This is a genomic window from Pandoraea capi, assembly GCF_902459735.1.
Lineage (GTDB): Bacteria > Pseudomonadota > Gammaproteobacteria > Burkholderiales > Burkholderiaceae > Pandoraea > Pandoraea capi.
The window spans coordinates 42,840-58,491 of record NZ_CABPRV010000003.1; the positions used below are offsets into that span (position 1 = coordinate 42,840).

At 63.1% G+C, this 15,652-nt stretch carries 10 protein-coding genes; 3 read left to right on the top strand and 7 right to left on the bottom strand.

Translation table 11 applies throughout. From position 1 onward, the window contains the following. Nucleotides 1-74: 74 nt before the first annotated feature. The 4 genes from PCA20602_RS07005 to PCA20602_RS07020 all read right to left on the bottom strand — a co-directional run bounded on the left by PCA20602_RS07005 (nucleotide 75) and on the right by PCA20602_RS07020 (nucleotide 10,601). Entirely contained in the window at nucleotides 75-1,046 is a 972-nt protein-coding gene (locus PCA20602_RS07005; protein WP_150720619.1) for a delta(1)-pyrroline-2-carboxylate reductase family protein, read from the bottom strand. Nucleotides 1,047-1,267: 221 nt separating this feature from the next. Next, nucleotides 1,268-3,517 carry a penicillin-binding protein 1C gene (gene pbpC / locus PCA20602_RS07010; RefSeq protein ID WP_150721081.1) on the bottom strand — a complete coding sequence of 750 codons (2,250 nt, stop codon included), beginning with the start codon at nucleotides 3,515-3,517 and terminating at the stop codon, nucleotides 1,268-1,270. Nucleotides 3,518-3,707: 190 nt separating this feature from the next. Further along, entirely contained in the window at nucleotides 3,708-4,427 is a 720-nt protein-coding gene (locus PCA20602_RS07015; protein WP_150720620.1) for a lysoplasmalogenase, read from the bottom strand. A gap of 159 nt (nucleotides 4,428-4,586) precedes the next feature. Continuing rightward, entirely contained in the window at nucleotides 4,587-10,601 is a 6,015-nt protein-coding gene (locus PCA20602_RS07020; RefSeq protein ID WP_150720621.1) for an alpha-2-macroglobulin family protein, read from the bottom strand. A gap of 244 nt (nucleotides 10,602-10,845) precedes the next feature. On the opposite strand from PCA20602_RS07020, the gene PCA20602_RS07025 reads away from it, so the two are divergent. Continuing rightward, nucleotides 10,846-11,361 (top strand): FUSC family protein, encoded by a 516-nt coding sequence (locus PCA20602_RS07025; protein ID WP_069341082.1) that lies wholly within the window; start codon nucleotides 10,846-10,848, stop codon nucleotides 11,359-11,361. A gap of 46 nt (nucleotides 11,362-11,407) precedes the next feature. On the opposite strand, the gene PCA20602_RS07030 is transcribed toward PCA20602_RS07025, so the two are convergent. Further along, on the bottom strand, nucleotides 11,408-11,902 hold the full coding sequence (locus PCA20602_RS07030) for an Lrp/AsnC family transcriptional regulator (protein ID WP_069341081.1): 495 nt from the start codon (nucleotides 11,900-11,902) through the stop codon (nucleotides 11,408-11,410). A gap of 141 nt (nucleotides 11,903-12,043) precedes the next feature. On the opposite strand from PCA20602_RS07030, the gene phhA reads away from it, so the two are divergent. Then, complete coding sequence (phhA, locus tag PCA20602_RS07035) at nucleotides 12,044-12,889, top strand: phenylalanine 4-monooxygenase (protein ID WP_150720622.1); 846 nt, start codon at nucleotides 12,044-12,046, stop codon at nucleotides 12,887-12,889. Between the two features lie 187 nt (nucleotides 12,890-13,076). After that, complete coding sequence (locus tag PCA20602_RS07040; protein WP_150720623.1) at nucleotides 13,077-13,382, top strand: 4a-hydroxytetrahydrobiopterin dehydratase; 306 nt, start codon at nucleotides 13,077-13,079, stop codon at nucleotides 13,380-13,382. 31 nt (nucleotides 13,383-13,413) lie between these two features. Here the strand turns inward: PCA20602_RS07040 and PCA20602_RS07045 are convergent, their stop codons facing one another. Then, nucleotides 13,414-13,866 carry an SET domain-containing protein gene (locus PCA20602_RS07045; protein WP_069341078.1) on the bottom strand — a complete coding sequence of 151 codons (453 nt, stop codon included), beginning with the start codon at nucleotides 13,864-13,866 and terminating at the stop codon, nucleotides 13,414-13,416. A gap of 173 nt (nucleotides 13,867-14,039) precedes the next feature. Further along, entirely contained in the window at nucleotides 14,040-14,681 is a 642-nt protein-coding gene (locus PCA20602_RS07050) for a MarR family winged helix-turn-helix transcriptional regulator (RefSeq protein WP_069341077.1), read from the bottom strand. Between the last annotated feature and the right edge of the window lie 971 nt (nucleotides 14,682-15,652).

Here is a 15,652-nt window from a genome sequence, read left to right on the forward strand (position 1 = left end):
TTCAGGTCGGCATAAGTCAGTGGCATTCGGCGGATCACGACAGATCAAGCGGGACCGCGCCGAAAGCATCGGCATCAAACCGACGGAATGCCATCCTTCGCCACGTTCGCGCGCGCACACAACACGGCGGCGAGATCCCACAGCGCATATCCGACGCTCTTGAAAAGCACGGGGCCGCTCGAACGGAACCGGTCGGGGGTGATGATCGCGTCCATCAGCGGCGCCGCGCGTCCCCAGTCGATCGCCGCGTGCAGCAAATCGCCGGCTTCGTGCTTGACCTCCCACGTATCGACCACCAGCGTGCCGCGCACGGCAGCGTCGCGGCACAACTGTGGCGGCAACTCGCGCATGTCGGGACGAAACGCGCCCACGCCTGCCACGAAGATGTCGTCGCGCCAGCGCATCACATCGGCGTCGGGCAGCACAGGCTCGCTGCTGGTCGTGGCCGTAATGACGATGCTCACCGTACTGAGTACCGGCTCGATGGCATCGACGACGCTCGCCTCGACACCGAGGGTTGCGGCATGGTCCGCGAGCGCATGGGCACGCTCCGGACTGCGCGAACAGATCATGAAGTGCCGCGTGCCCATGCCCGCAGCGAACGCTTCAAGATGCGCCTTCGCCTGCACGCCCGCACCGACGATCAGCACCGGCCCCTTCGGCCTCGGCGCGAATTTGCGCGCAGCGAACAGCGTAACGGCCGCCGTGCGGCGGCCCGTGACGGTCGGCCCGTCGAGCAACATCAGACGCTCGCCCGTGCGCGGATCGAACACCATCACCTCGCCGATGATCGACGGCTTTCCGGCACGACAGTTTTCGGGATGCACGGTGATGTGTTTGGTCATCGCCACATCGCGATTGACGGCGGGCATGACGAGCAGCACGCCACCTCTGCGACCGCGTTCGGGTTCGGTCAGGGGAAAATGCAGACGCTCGGGCGCGCGGGCCGTGCCCGAGCGCATCTCCATGAGCATGGCCTCGATGCCATCGGCCAACTGGGGATAGGGCAACAGCTGCGCAGTTTGCTGTGCATCCAGCGTGATCATCGATATGTCTCCGCTTCAGGGCGTGCGCCACCGGCGGCAGAGCTTTCACTCGTCGTCGTCACATCGCGTCACGCTTTTTGCCAAGTCTGAATTCAGTGTAGCGCGCATCGTGAGAACGCGTCTGCCACATCAAAATTTAATCGTGACAATTCGTGTCATGGCGTCCACACGCAACGACGGAATTTGCTTATGAGGTCGCCCGCAACATCGCGCACATGCGCTCAGCGGCTCGCATTGCGCATGCGTTTGTCGTCGTTGACGGTCGCACCGCGTACCTCGAAGCGCACGCTGTCGCGAACGGTGCCGGTAGCGTCGACGAGTTCGAGCGTATGCCGCCCCGGCCACGGCAACCAACCGACACGCGAGGTGCCCGAGAGCGGCTTGCCGTCGAGCCGCCAGGCCGCCCCTTTGGGCCACGCCGCGGCGACCTGAAACCACAATCGCTGGTTCGCTGGCGGAATATCCGGATCGAGCGCGACGATGGTGCCGTCAGTCGGCCCGGCAATGCGCCAGAGCGGGCCGCTGGGCGCCTTCGTCGCGAGCGCAGACAGCGCAATCGTTGGCTGCGACGTGCCCGGCAGGAACCACTCTTCACGCCCGGGTTCGACATGCTCCGCATACTGCACTGCGACATGCTCGACACCCGGCGGCGGGGCCGGCGGCAGACTCGCCGTGCGGCGATGCAGATAGTCCATCACCCGATGCCAGATCGGCGCTGCGCCGGACACGCCCGAGACATCCCACATCGGCGCACCGTCCGCATTGCCGACCCACACCCCGACGGTATAGCGACGCGAATACCCCACCGCCCAGTTATCGCGCATATCCTTGCTCGTGCCGGTCTTCACCGCCGTCCAGTAGCGCGTGGAGAGCGGGCTGTCGAGCCCGAACGTGCGCGTTCTCGCCTGACGGTCGGCGATCATGTCCGACACGATGAAGCTCACTTGCGGGGAGAAGACCACGGTGCGTGCGGTATTCCCGGTGCGACTTTTCGTCGTGGACTTGCCGTCATCGGCAGGTGAGCGGGAGGTCGACGTCGCATGCCCATTCATCCGCTCATTCATCCGCTCAGGCATCAGCTCATTCGTACCGCTCGCCGTACCGCCATTGGCCAGCGCGCGATAAGCATTCGTCAGCGTGAGCAACGTGACGTCGGCGCTGCCGAGCGCCAGACTGAAGCCGTAGTAATCGCCGCTTTGCGTGAGCGGCAGACCCAGCGAGACGAGCGTCTGCGCAAACCGGCGCGGCGTGACCATCACGAGCGTTCGCACGGCAGGCACGTTCAGCGATGAGCCCAACGCCGTGCGCGCACTCACCCATCCCTTGAAGTGACGGTCGTAGTTCTGCGGAATGTACAGACCACCGCCCGTCGGCAAGTCGATGGGCGAATCGTCCAGCAGAGATGCTGCCGTGAGACGTTGCTCGGCAATCGCCTGTGCGTACAGGAAGGGCTTGAGCGTCGAGCCTGCCTGACGCAGCGACGTCACCCCGTCCACCTGCGCCGCAGACGACAACGCCGCGCCCGATGAGCCGACCCACGCCAGAATGTCGCCGCTGGCGTTGTCGATCACCACGATCGCACCATCCTGCACGTTGCGCGAGCGCCCCGGCGTGCTCAACTCGCGCAATGTCTGCTGAAGCGTGCTCACCGCGACGCGCTGAAGGTTCGCGTCCAGCGTGCTGACGATCCGCGTGCCCGCTGGCGGACGACTTGCGCTGAATACGCGACGCGCAAGATGCGGCGCGAGATCGACGGCGTCGCGCGTCCTCATCACGCTGGCCGGACGCGAAAACACCAACTGCGTGTAACCTTCCAGCCCGTTGCAATCGGCGGTCTGACCCATCTCCTTCAGAATGCCGCACGCCCGCTGCGAGACGCGTGCCGCCGACGCATTCGGCGCGCGCAGCAACGCGACAGCCAGGGCGGCCTCACGGGCATCGAGTCCGACGGGAAGTTTGCCGAAGAGTGTCTGCGAGACCGCGGAAATACCGACCAGCTCGCCACGGAACGGCACAAGGTTCAGATACGCTTCGAGAATCTGGTCCTTGCGCCAGCGCCGCTCCAGCCACACGGCCGTGGCCGCCTGACCGATCTTCTGTGTGACGGAGCGATTGCGCACACTCGGGCGCAGATCGTCGTCGAGCAATCCCGCCAGTTGCATCGTCAACGTAGAGGCACCGCGCGTTCGCGAGTGCCAGAGATTGCCCCATGCGGCGGCGGCCACGCCTCGCCAGTCGACGCCGCTGTGCTCGTAAAAGCGTTTGTCTTCGGAGACGATCAATGCCTCGCGAAACGCGGGCGATACGTCGGCAAGCGTCACCCAATCGCCCCGCTGCGCCTGCATGTCCGCACGCAGCCGCTGCAACGGTTCACCATGGCGATCCAGCAGAATCCAGTCCGACGCGCGCCAGTCCTGACGCACCTCGTCGAACGACGGTACGGCTTGCGCGGGTGCGGGCGTCACCAGCATGCCGAGCGACAGCACGACGCTCAGCACTGCATGAAAGGCGAGACGCACAGGGTGCCGATGACGAACGTCGCCAACCTTGCCAACGTCACTACCGTCACCAACGTCACGGACGCCGCTCTGCACAACCTCGCCGCACTCCCTGGGGACTGCGGCCATCCGCCTCATCCGTTGCCGATCGTTCATGACCATTTCACTGCGAAGCTTCCTGCGGCACGCGTGGCACGCCCGGTGTGCGCACGGCCATGATCCCTGCGACGAGCAGCAATTGTGCGAGCGCGTACAGAATCCAGATGGCGTACTCCTGCGCGGGAATCGTGCCGACGAATTGTGTGGTGCCGATGAGGGCGTCAGAAACGGTGAAGAGCAGCGCACCGACGGCTGCCCACTCTCCGCGCAGATTGGCCAGCAGCGCCGCCGACGCCATCATCGCCAGCACGATGACGTAACACGCGACCGGCGCTTTCAGCTCGCCCATGCCCGGCCAGTACATCGCATACGACAGCGCCGCCGCGATCCACACGACGACGATGGCGATTCGATGCCACGCAGGCACCTGCGCCCACGGACGACGCACGCGCCAGAACAAGGCGAAGTAGGCGAGATGCGCCAGCAGGAACGCGCCGAGCCCCATCACGAAGCCCTGTTCCAGTGCCGGTATCGCGAGCAGCACATCACCCGCGCCCGAGAAGATCAGCGCCGCCCACAACCAGACACGTTCACGCCGGTCCTGGTGGTACATCGCGGCGAACAGCAGCAACGCGCACAGCAACGCCTTCGCCACGGCCTGATCCGCGTACGGAGCCCCTCGCAGTGCGAGGGCATAGGCTGTGCCCGCGATGGCGGCAAGCCACCAGAAGCGGCGTGCCTCGCGCGGCAGCGCCGCCGCCGGCGCAAAGAAGTTCGACGTCATGTCAGTCCCTCTCCCGATCATCTGCGCTCGTCATCTCGCCACTATCCACGTTCGTCGTCCATGTCATCGCTTCCTCAATGCCTCAGTGCCTCGGCTCGTCGGATCAATTGTGCCGTGCATCTCATCACGCATTACACATTACGCATTGCACATTACGCCTCACGGCTTCGCGGGCACGACCTGCACCGGCGCGTTCGGGGTTTCGCCATACATCGCAGGTTCGTACATCGCTTCGACACGCGTGGGCGGCGTCGCGAACTTGCCCACGTTATTCAGACGCACGGTGTACTCGATCCGATGCTGCCCCTTCGGCAGATAGTCGTAGTACGCGCGGTAAGCGTCCTGCGCGCGCTCCTCGAACGCCGGCATCGCCCCTTCGCTCTTCTCGCCCTGCGTCGCAATCACCGAGTCGCGTCCCAGTCCGCCGCCCAGCACAGTCGCGCCGCCCGGCAGCGGGTCGCTCACCACGACCCAGCGCATATCTGCCTGCGCATCGATATCGAGCCGCACCCGCAACACCGCACCGCGCACGAAGCTGTCGCCCGAGCGATCGGCGGCGTCCTGCACCTGAACGCTGCGCGTCACGCGATAGCCGGCGGCGAACGGCGCCTTGAGCGGCACAGCGGCCAGACTCTGGATCGTCGCCCAAGGCTTGCCCGCACCGGTTTGCTCCAGACGCAGTACGTCGCGCCCGTTGTCCGCCCCGGCGGCGGCGTTCGTGAGCCAAGGCAACGACACCGGTGGCGGCACCGTGCCCGCCTTGAGCTTGTCCCAGTCAACGCTTTGCACGCCACCGCTGGTCTGGTTGTCGCGCTGCCACTGGATCGACGTCTGACCCGTGGGTGTATCGCGCTCGAACCGTGCCGAGAAGCGATCCACCGCGAGACCGCCCCAGACGTTGGCGGTCGTCGTCGACCACGCACCGCGCGATTGCAGACCCAGCAGGCCGATCACCAGACGCGGCATCTCGTCCTTCCATGCCGGGTTCGCGTTCATCAGCAATGCGAGCCGCGCGGCGTTCGTCTCAGGGCCGACCATGAGCCACCAGAGACCGTCGGTGCCTTGAGTCGAGAAGCCGACGCGCGTGCCCTGGTAAGACAGACGCGCCCGAAGGATCTGCTCGGCCTGTACCATGCGTTCGGCCCGCTGCGGCGCGTCGGGCAGACGTTGCAGAATCGCGTACCAATCGATCACGGCAGACGTCGGCCAGTCGTTCGGCGCGATAGTGAGCGAGCCGAGCATGCGCGCGTTGGCGCGGCCGTAGCGAGACAGCGCCTCGATCGCGCTGAGCTTGCGCAGCGTCAGGTCGTCCCGGGGCGCCCAGAAGCGTCGCGTGAGGCGCCCTTCCACGAACGCCGTCAGACCGTCTTCCATGCGGGCGAGCGCGTCGTCCGGCAGCGCATACGAGGGATCGAGCGCCTTCGCTTCGTTGCTCATCGCCAGCAGATAGGCGGTCAACGTATCGCTGCCTTGATTCGCGAAGCCTTCCTGTGGCGGGAAATAGCTCGCGAGGCCGTCTTCGTCGAGATACGACGGCAACGTGCCCATCACCCGCTTCCACTGGGCAATGTCACGCAATCCGAGCGCCTTGGACGCCTGCTGTTCCAGACAGGCATACGGATACAGCTCGAACCAGCGTTTCACGCCCGGCAACCCTTGCGACAGACGCGGCTGCATGTTGACGCGAACGCCACCACGCAGCTTGCCCGTGCTGTCGGTAACCGCCCCGGCGGGCGGCGCCATCGGTAGCGTCAGACTGCCTTCGACCTGCATCAGCACCGACTGCTGCACACTCGCGGGCATTGAGGGCTGAATGTCCTGCCCCACCTTGATCGCGTCACTGGCCGCAGGTGCGCCGGCGGCGGCGGGTGCCTGCGCACTCACCTCCCACAGCACCCGCTGTGCGCGCGTATCGGCCAGCCCGGTCGGCGCAGTGACCTCCCACGTCACCTCTCGCGATTCGCCCGCCGGCACATCGACACGCTGCGGTGCCAACGTCAACTGCGTCGCGCGAGCCGTCAATTGCACCTGCATGGCGTGCTGCGTCGTATTGCGCACCGTGAACTGCGCGCGGTAGTTGTCGCCCTCACGCACTAGCGGCGGCAATCCCGAGATCAATTGCAGATCCTGCGTGGAGCGAATGGTGGCGGAGCCGGTGCCGAACCAGCCAAGCGCCTGCGTGCCCGGCTTGCCGTCATCGGCCACTGCCACGATGCGGAAGCTCGACAGCGAATCGTTGAGCGGCACATCGACCGTGGCCTCGCCCTTGTCGTCGAGCACCACACGCGGCTGCCACAGCAACAAGGTATCGAACAGTTCGCGCGTCGGACTCTTGCCGCCGCCGCCACCAGCGGGCACGGCTTTACGACCGTAATGTCGACGGCCGATGATCTCCATTTGCGCGGTGGCCGTCGTCACGCTGTAGCTGCGGCGCTGCCACATGGCGTCGAGCAGATTCCAGCTGGTGTTCGGCGCCAGTTCCAGCAGCGCCTCGTCCACGGCGGCGACCGCGACTTCGGAGCCGGCGGCGACCGGCTTGCCGTCGGGCTGGGTGACCTTGATGCGCACCTTGGCGTGACCGCGTACCGGGTACGTCGGCGCATCGGGTTTTACGTCCACGGTCAAACGCTGTCCCGCCGTTCCCACGCGCAACTCGGCCAGACCGAAGCGGTAGGCGGGCTTGCCCAGATCCACGAGGCCTGTCGGCGCCTGATACTCACGGCCCTCGTACCAGAAGGCGCGGAACCACTCCAGCGGCTGCTTCCAGCCCCATTGGAAGAAGGAATACCAGGGCACCTCGTGAATACGGCCACGCACTGCCAGCACGGAGACGTAAACGTTGGGGCCCCACGTCGGATCGACCTTGAGGGAAATGTTCGGATCCTTCCCCGAGATTTCCATCGTGCGCGTCTCCATCACGCCTTCACGTTCGATGGCAACCAGCGCGGTGGCCGAACGGAACGGCATGCGCACCTGCAACCTGGCCGTCTCACCCGGCTCGTAGGCGCGACGCTCCGGCAGCACGTCCATGCGGTCGGTGTTGTCACCGCCGAACCAGACTTCGCCGCGGCCCGTTACCCACACGCCCGTCGTGGACGTGGTCAGATTGCCCTTCTCGTCCTTCGCCTGCGCGATCAGCGTGATTTCTCCCGGCTGTGACAGCGAGACATCGCACGACAACTGGCCGCGATCATCCGTCTTGCCGCTACAGACCTTGCCGAGATCCTTGACCTCCGTGCGGTTGTCGTAAGCGTAGAACCCGCCCACCATGCGCTTACGGCTGCTGGTCGTGATGCGGGCTTCGGCGCGCACTTCCATCGCCACGCCAGACTTCGGCTTGCCGTGCAGATCGAGCGCCAGCGCCTTGACCGGCAGCTTGTTGGTCACCGACACCCAGCTCTCGCTGCGTACGCCCGTGATCAGATTGGCCGGCCACAGCGTGGCATTCCCGCGAAGCGTCTGAATCTCCCCGTTAGGGTCGGCGAAGCTGGCTTCTAGCACCAGATCGCTCGGACGATCCACCTTCGGCAAATCCTTGAGCGTCAGCGTGCCGGCACCGTTGCGGTCGAGGACCAGTCGCTGCTTGTCAGCCACCAGCTTCTGATCGCTGGAACCTGAGCTTTCGTCGTTGCTCTGATCGTCGTCGTCAGCCCCCGACTGCGCCGAAGGCGGACGATAGGGCGTGAAACTGAAATCGTCATAGCCATCGAACGTCAGGTCACGTACCCGCATGAGCGCCGAGACACGAACCGGCAGATTACCGGCCGGTCCGCCCGCCACGTAATTCACCTGCACGTTCACCGGCGCTTCCGTCTTGTTGATGAGCGGTGACTTGGCCGCGCCGCGCACGCCGATGGAACCCGCCAGCACCGGCAAACGGAAAGCTTCGACACGGAAATGCCCGGCATCCAGCGATTGCGGATAGGTCGTCGGACGCGAATCGCTGTCCGTGTAGTCCAGCGTGACGGCATACTCGCCGAGCTTCGCGCCTTGTGGAATCTGGAAAGTGTTCTCTGCCAGCCGACCGTTGCGCCACTTGATGGGCTGCGTGTACGTCTGCCCGGACCCTTGGTGGGTAATCGTCAGTTGTGACGGCAGGCTCACGGGCAGCGCCAGCCCCTGCATCGTTTCCTGACGGATGAAGTGTTTCATCGATACCGTCTCGCCTACGCGGAACAGCATGCGGTCGAATACCGTCTGCGCACGAATCGTCGGGGTAGTGCCGCCATCGGTCGGCACATGGAAGCGCCAGGGCTCGATACCGCGATCCCAGTCGGACGACACGAACGCCATGTCAGGGTCGTTCCCCTGCGTGCGGGCGACGACGAAATACCCGGAGCGCCCCGTCTTCTGGCAATAGCGATAACGTTCGAGCGCCTTGTCGATTTTCGCCACGCCCGTTTTGTCGGTCACGGCCGACGCCACTTCGCTGCCGTCGCAATCGAGCACGCGCACCTTGGCATTGGCGACAGGTTGGCCCTTGTCGAGCGTAGTGACCCACGCCACGGCGTTCTCACGCCCCATCTTGAAGTGCACACCGAGGTTCGTGACGAGCACCGTGGTACGCACATACATCGGCAACGACTTGCCTAGCAGCGCCGCCCCCAGGGATTGCGACGCCAGCTCCACGACATAGAACCCCGGCTTCTGGAACGGAATGCCGACGACCTCGAACGGGCGCGGATCCTTCTCTTTGGGCACAGGCAACGTCAGCGCCTGAACCCCAGGCAAGCCGGAGAGCAGCGACAGGCTTCGCGTGTCATAACGCGTGACCTTGTCTTCGACGATGGCCGCCGCGTTAGGCCCGAAGGTCTCCCTTGCCGCAGGCGCGCTCAGGATCGACGGCATCTCCTGCGCGATCTGCTTGCGCGTCATCGTGGTCTCGTCGAAACGTCTTACGCGCGACATCCACGTCATGACGTCGGCGTCATCGTCCACCCGCAGCTGCAGCGTCCGTCCATTCGCACCCTCGCCCGCCACGCCCAGTCCATTGATCTGTAGCGCCGGCTCGACCTTACGTAGCGTGACAGGCAGCATCGGCGGCATGCCCGGCTCGGCAAATCGCTCCACGATGCCGAAGGGCGCCGCCGCAAATTTGGCCAGCGGCGGCATCGTCGCCGTCCTGGTCTTCAGCGGGAATTCACTCGCGTTATCGAGCGCGCGGCCGCTGTCATCCACGAAGCCCTTCGGCAACGAAATCGTCAGCTCGGCCTTCTCCGGAAACGGCGCCTCGAAGGTGATGCCGCTCACGCTGGACGAACGGTCCGAATCGTCAAGCTTGGGCGAACGCTCCGCGCCTGCGCCTTGCAGGCGGATCTTGGTCACCATGTCGCGCGCGACCGGCGAACTGAACGACAGACGTAGCGGACGCAACGGCGTGCACGGCGCATTGGCGTTTTCACGCTCGCAACTGAAGCTCGCGGTGAACGGCTCGCGAACCTCATATTCGAAACGGCGTGCCTGCCGGGTCGCAACGCCCGACGGCGTCGCAATCCCGGCGCCCCAGACCAGATGCATCTTCGCACCCGCCGCAAGCGTGCGATTGCATTGCAGCATCACCACGCGCGACGCTTGCTTGTCGAGATTGAACCGCTTGAGCAGCGCCGTGCGCGTATCGCCTTCGATCCACTTCACGCCGAGACGCTCGCCTATCCCCTCGGTCTCGCACCATGCGTTCTGACGCACACTGGCCGGATCGGCCGCACCGTTGAGCGTGAGAATGAATATCTGGTTTTCGTCGATGGGACCGTACGACGGGCGGATGGACGAGACGGCCGGCCCCCCGGTATTGAATGCGTATTTCGTGGTGCCGGAGAGTGCCGTACCCGACACGGCGGAAAGACCGCTGCGCATCTCGACGGCGCATTTCGCCCCCGGTGGCAGCGCGTTTTTGAAGTCATAGACCCAGATCTTGGGTTCGAGCCAGTGGCCATCGCCCGTGAGCGTGGCGTCCGAGCATCGGACGGTGGCAGGCGCTGTCGCCCGAGGGTCGCCGGCAGGCACGATCGCTTCGTCGAACTTCACGACGACCTGATTCACGCTGGCAACTTCGCCCTGCGGGCTGACGCTCACGACGCGCGCGGCCTGCGCCGGCGACACCGTAACCAATCCTAGACAAAGCGCCGCCCACGCCAACGGCGCAGCCGGCCAGACGCGTTGCGTTCGGCTATGCATGCCGGACTCCTCCCGGGTTCTGGTGAGGCGATTCTAACCTGCGGTCCTTGGCATTTCGAACCGTTTCCCAACAGAATCAGGGCGGAATTCGATATTTGGGATGGGATACCCGCCTCGCTCGGAAACGTCTGATCGATCCTCTCGGAATTCGTCTCAATCGTCGTATCGATGTCGCGACAATCGCGGCTGCGAAAGCCGCCTATGTCACACTGGCGTCTTTCCGTATTCGCCGCGTGCGTCACACATGTCCGTCGCCTTTCTCCATCCCAAGAAGAACGCGCTGGTCTATCTGGTGAAGATTCTCAGCGGCTCGCTGATCGTCTGGTTTGGCCTGCGTGCAGCAGGCTTTCCCGAACCCTACTGGGCGATGATCTCGCTCATCATCGTGACGGAGCCCGATCCGTTACAGGCGCGCAGCAACTTCAAGGCGCGCTCGATCAACACGATTACCGGTGCGATCGTGGCGTGTATCGTCTTGCTGGTGATGGGGCCGGGACTGGCGGCGATGCTCGTGGGAATCACGATCGCCACGCTGGCCGCGATGCTGGTTCAGAACTATCCGGCGAACTGGCGGCTCGGACCAGCCACAGTGGTGATTCTGATGTCGGCGGCGCTCAGCGGACAGGGGCAAGGCCTGCACGAAGAACTGAGCCTCGCCATGCTGCGCGTGATCGAAGTGCTGGTCGGCTCCACCGTCGCACTCATTCAGTCGCTGATTTACGGACGCTACGTGAAGCCCCTGCTGATGCCGGAGGACTGACGATCCGCCGTATCCCGAAAAGCGAGGCGGCGAGTGCCGCCTGCGCTCAGCGCTGCGCCGGCCGGTTGTTCGACAGGTAGCTCAGCGGCAACGCGTTGCTGCGCTTGAAGGCGCTCAGCACGATGTTCGAGCGCACGTTCTCCACGCCCGGCACCTGCATCAGCCGCTTCATGACGAATGCCGACAAGGCGTTCAGATCCGGAACGACGATCCTCAGCAGGTAATCGGCCTCGCCGACCACCGCGTGACATTCGAGCACCTCGGGCAGCAGATCGATTTCTGCCTGGAATCGCTCGATGACCTGATCGCCATGGTGCTGCAAGCGCAGCGTCGTAAAAGCCGTTACCGCCAGGCCCAGTGCCTCGGGCCGCAATACCACGCGATACCCCTCGATGACCCCTGCGGCTTCTAGCCGTTGCAGGCGTCGACCGATCTGCGACGCCGACAACGCCACATGCTCCGCCAACTGATGATGGGTGGCCCGTCCTTCCTTCTGCAAGGCGTCCAGAAGGGCCAAATCGAAGCTATCCAGATCAAGCATGACGATTCTCCGCAATAAATCACATTTTTATGCGAAATTTATGCAAACGACTTTCACCACAGGCGCATTATGCGCCCATTTCGCGTGACATGCGCAATACACTTTCAAACATTGTCATCGCTTGATTGAGTCGTTCGTATCATGTCCCTTACCGCCATGCTCCAGGAGCAATTCGACGCAGGTCTCTCGACCCGCCCCGACTTCACCATTGATCAACCCGTCGAACATTACGGCGCGGTGGATCACGCGGTGTGGCAGCAGCTCTACGAACGCCAGACGGCCATGTTGCCCGGTCGCGTCTGCGATGCTTTCATGGATGGCATTCGTGCTCTGGACATGGACGCGCGTCGTGTGCCCGAGTTCGAACGCCTGAACGAAAAACTGATGGCGGCAACCGGCTGGCAGGTCGTAGCGGTACCCGGACTCGTGCCGGATGACGTCTTCTTCGATCATCTCGCCAATCGGCGTTTCCCGGCCACATGGTGGATGCGTCGCCCTGACCAGCTCGATTACCTTCAGGAACCCGACTGCTTCCACGACGTGTTCGGTCACGTGCCGCTGCTTGCCAATCCGGTGTTTGCCGACTTCATGCAAGCGTACGGCAAAGCCGGCACGCTCGCGCAATCGCTCGGTGCGCTGCCGCTGCTGGCGCGCCTGTACTGGTACACCGTCGAATTCGGTTTGATGCGCGACGGCGACGGGCTTCGCATTTATGGCGCGGGCATCGTCTCGAGCCGGGGCGAAACCGAATTCTCGCTGACGTCGCGCGAGCCGAATCGCATCGGGTTCTCGCTCGAACGGGTGCTACGCACGCAATACCGCATCGACACCTTCCAGCAGACGTACTTCGTGATCGACGACTTTGCCCAGTTGTTCGACGCCATGCGTGCCGATCTGCCGGCACTGTTCAAGGCGTTTGCCGCACAGCCGTCGTTCGAGGCCAACGCGCGTCGGCCAGACGACGCGCGGATTCTGCTGCCAGCATGATGGCATGGCCCGGAGCGTTCCGGGTCATCGCCTCCAAAAACGTCCATCGCTCGTATTCAGCGCACCCTCGACAGCGCCTGAACGTACTTTTTCCAGTTTGGCACGCGCTATCGGAAAGCGCTTACACACGTGCACCGCCAGCCTGTGGAACAATGGTCGAGTCTCACAGTGCCTTGAAAGGAATGCCATGACAACACGACTCACATCCGAGGAACGCGCCACGCTGACCGAAGTGCTGCCCGAGTGGCACCAGGTGGTCGGCCGCGACGCCATCCAGCGCAGCTTCACGTTTCACGACTTCAACGAAGCGTTCGGCTTCATGACGCAAGTCGCGCTCAAAGCGGAAAAGATGGACCATCACCCGGAGTGGTTCAACGTCTACAACCGCGTGGACATCACCCTCTCGACCCATGATGCCGAAGGCCTGACCGAACGCGACGTCAAGCTGGCGCTGGCCATCGACCAGTTTGCCGGCGACCGGACGTCGCGCTGATCCTTCCTGTCGCGTTCCTTCCCTCACGCGCTCAGCGCTTCGGCGCGAGCAGCGTGCCGCGACAGGCCTTGCTGCCACAGTGGCAGGCGTATTCGCGTTTGAGCTTTTTGGTGTAGCGGGCGTCGATCACCAGACCGTAGTCGTAAAACAGTTCTTCGCCCGCTTCAATATCGCGCATCGCATAGATGTAGACGCGCTCCCCTTCCTCCCGCGCCTCGCAGTTCGGCGCGCAGGCGTGGTTGATCCAGCGTGCATTGTTGCCGTCGACCTTGCCGTCGATACAGCGGCCGTCTTCCAGGCTGAAATAAAAGGTGTGCGTCGGATGATCCGGATCATGCGGATGGCGACGCAACGCCTCGCGCCACGAAATGATCTCGCCCTTGTACTCGATCACGCGATCCCCTTTCTTGAGTCGCTTGATCGCATACACACCCTTTCCGTGGACGCCTGACTTCCTGACTTCGATTCTGCGCTTGGCTGCCATCTCTATGCGATGAGGTTTCGTGGATGCAAAAAAGCGCAGTGTACAGGCACGCGACGGTCATGTGCGTGACAGCCCCTGACGAAAAAAAACGTCACCCGGTCGCGGATGACGTTCTCCCCCTGATTCGCGCCGCTCAGGCATCGTGCCCGAGCGTGCCGATGCCAACCCGCCGCTCAGCTCTTGCTGTAGAGCTTCCAGACTTTGTTGCGCGTGGCGATTGACGCTTCAACATGCGCATTGCAATCGAGCGCGAGTCGCGAATCGTCGTACGTGGTGTTGAAATGATTGCAGTGATAGGTGCCTTTGCCACGCGCCGACATCTCGAAGTGCTCGCACGTCAGACACATGCGCTGCTGTGGCATATCGCCGCGAATTTCCGCCGTGGAGATGAGCTTGACGAGCATGCGGTACAGCTGTGCCCGATCTTTTTCGCTCAGCAGATCGGCGGCCGTCGTCACGAAGCTCGCCCATTGCGATGCCCGCTTGGCGGACGTGCGGCCTTTCGCGGTCAGACGCAGCGCCAGCGCACGACCGTCGTTGGCGTCCCGGCGCTTTTCGACGAGTCCCTTGCTCTCGAGCGTACTCACGGCCTCACTGACCGTGGCCGATGTCAGGGCGGCGTCTTCCGCGATCTCGCCCAATCGCATCGGCACGCCGCGCATGAGCAGGAGCGTGAGAATCTCACCCTGCGTCGGCGTCAATCCAGACAGTGCCGCGCCTTCCCAGGCGTGGCTCCGTAACGCAGTTCCCATGCGCAACAAACCTGCCGTTACGCGCTTGGAGAGCGCTTCATCAAGTGGGGTCGGGGTAGCCATGATTTTCGTTAGGATTTCTAAAAACTATACGTCGATAAAACAGCTTGTCAAATGAACTCACGGGCGGTGCATCACACGTCTCTACCTTGTGCATCGTATATTTTGGCGCCCCGCCCGGGGGAAACCCTAAGCTACTTCCGTGTCGATACTCGACGGCGAGTCGCTGTTGAACGCGCCGCCCCACCACGATTCCATTGTGTGTTCTGAGTTTAATTTTGGCGTATCAGTTCTTGTACTGATCTCCCAAATCCTACTCATGATGTTTACAAAATATTGGTGTCCTGTGCACTTGCGCGGCTAAGCGACGCACCGAAAAAATCATTTCGCATCCCATGCGAATTACACCGCTCACTGAATTGGCGTAACGCATCGCGGCGTATCGAAGCACGTCGTACCCCGCACCAATTCTCAACTGTCTCGCAAAGCCTCACCTGACGCGGCTCGTAGCCCTTAGCGATGCATTTCGCGAGCGCAACGTCCCCGTTACGTCCCCAATGAAAATCTCTTGATATTCGAGACATCCGCGCGTTTCGAGCCATGCGACGAATGCTCGCAGACCACCCTGCGTTTCGGACAGAACGCAAATGATTTGAAACACAACCGCCGGTCGTCAGTCGTCGGCAGTCGCATCGCGTGAGAAAAAAGGGAAAGAACTGATCGGCGAGTCCGAAAGCAGCCGCTTCGGGACTCGCGAATTGAGAAATTTGACAGTACGGACGATATCGCTCGTTACGGCCAGCAAAACCAACATCATTCACTTCTTGCACCACGTACGGCAGGTCGGGAAAACAACGTGGCGCGATTGTAGCCGCGAACCGGTCAACCAGTCCGAGAACGTCAAAATTATCCACAAAACCGTGTTTTCGGGGGTGTTTTGCACAATATTTAGGCGCCTGTGGATAACTTTCTGGATAAGTTATCGGAGTAGTTGTGCATGGGTTCGGGATAAGTCGCGAATCTTTCCACAGGGG

What these genes read in the sequence shown, in the direction of transcription:
- PCA20602_RS07005 (WP_150720619.1), bottom strand. Translation starts at nt 1,046, where the DNA reads ATGATCACGCTGGATGCACAGCAAACTGCGCAGCTGTTGCCCTATCCC.
- pbpC (WP_150721081.1), bottom strand. Translation starts at nt 3,517, where the DNA reads ATGCTGGTGACGCCCGCACCCGCGCAAGCCGTACCGTCGTTCGACGAG.
- PCA20602_RS07015 (WP_150720620.1), bottom strand. Translation starts at nt 4,427, where the DNA reads ATGACGTCGAACTTCTTTGCGCCGGCGGCGGCGCTGCCGCGCGAGGCA.
- PCA20602_RS07020 (WP_150720621.1), bottom strand. Translation starts at nt 10,601, where the DNA reads ATGCATAGCCGAACGCAACGCGTCTGGCCGGCTGCGCCGTTGGCGTGG.
- PCA20602_RS07025 (WP_069341082.1), top strand. Translation starts at nt 10,846, where the DNA reads ATGTCCGTCGCCTTTCTCCATCCCAAGAAGAACGCGCTGGTCTATCTG.
- PCA20602_RS07030 (WP_069341081.1), bottom strand. Translation starts at nt 11,902, where the DNA reads ATGCTTGATCTGGATAGCTTCGATTTGGCCCTTCTGGACGCCTTGCAG.
- phhA (WP_150720622.1), top strand. Translation starts at nt 12,044, where the DNA reads ATGTCCCTTACCGCCATGCTCCAGGAGCAATTCGACGCAGGTCTCTCG.
- PCA20602_RS07040 (WP_150720623.1), top strand. Translation starts at nt 13,077, where the DNA reads ATGACAACACGACTCACATCCGAGGAACGCGCCACGCTGACCGAAGTG.
- PCA20602_RS07045 (WP_069341078.1), bottom strand. Translation starts at nt 13,866, where the DNA reads ATGGCAGCCAAGCGCAGAATCGAAGTCAGGAAGTCAGGCGTCCACGGA.
- PCA20602_RS07050 (WP_069341077.1), bottom strand. Translation starts at nt 14,681, where the DNA reads ATGGCTACCCCGACCCCACTTGATGAAGCGCTCTCCAAGCGCGTAACG.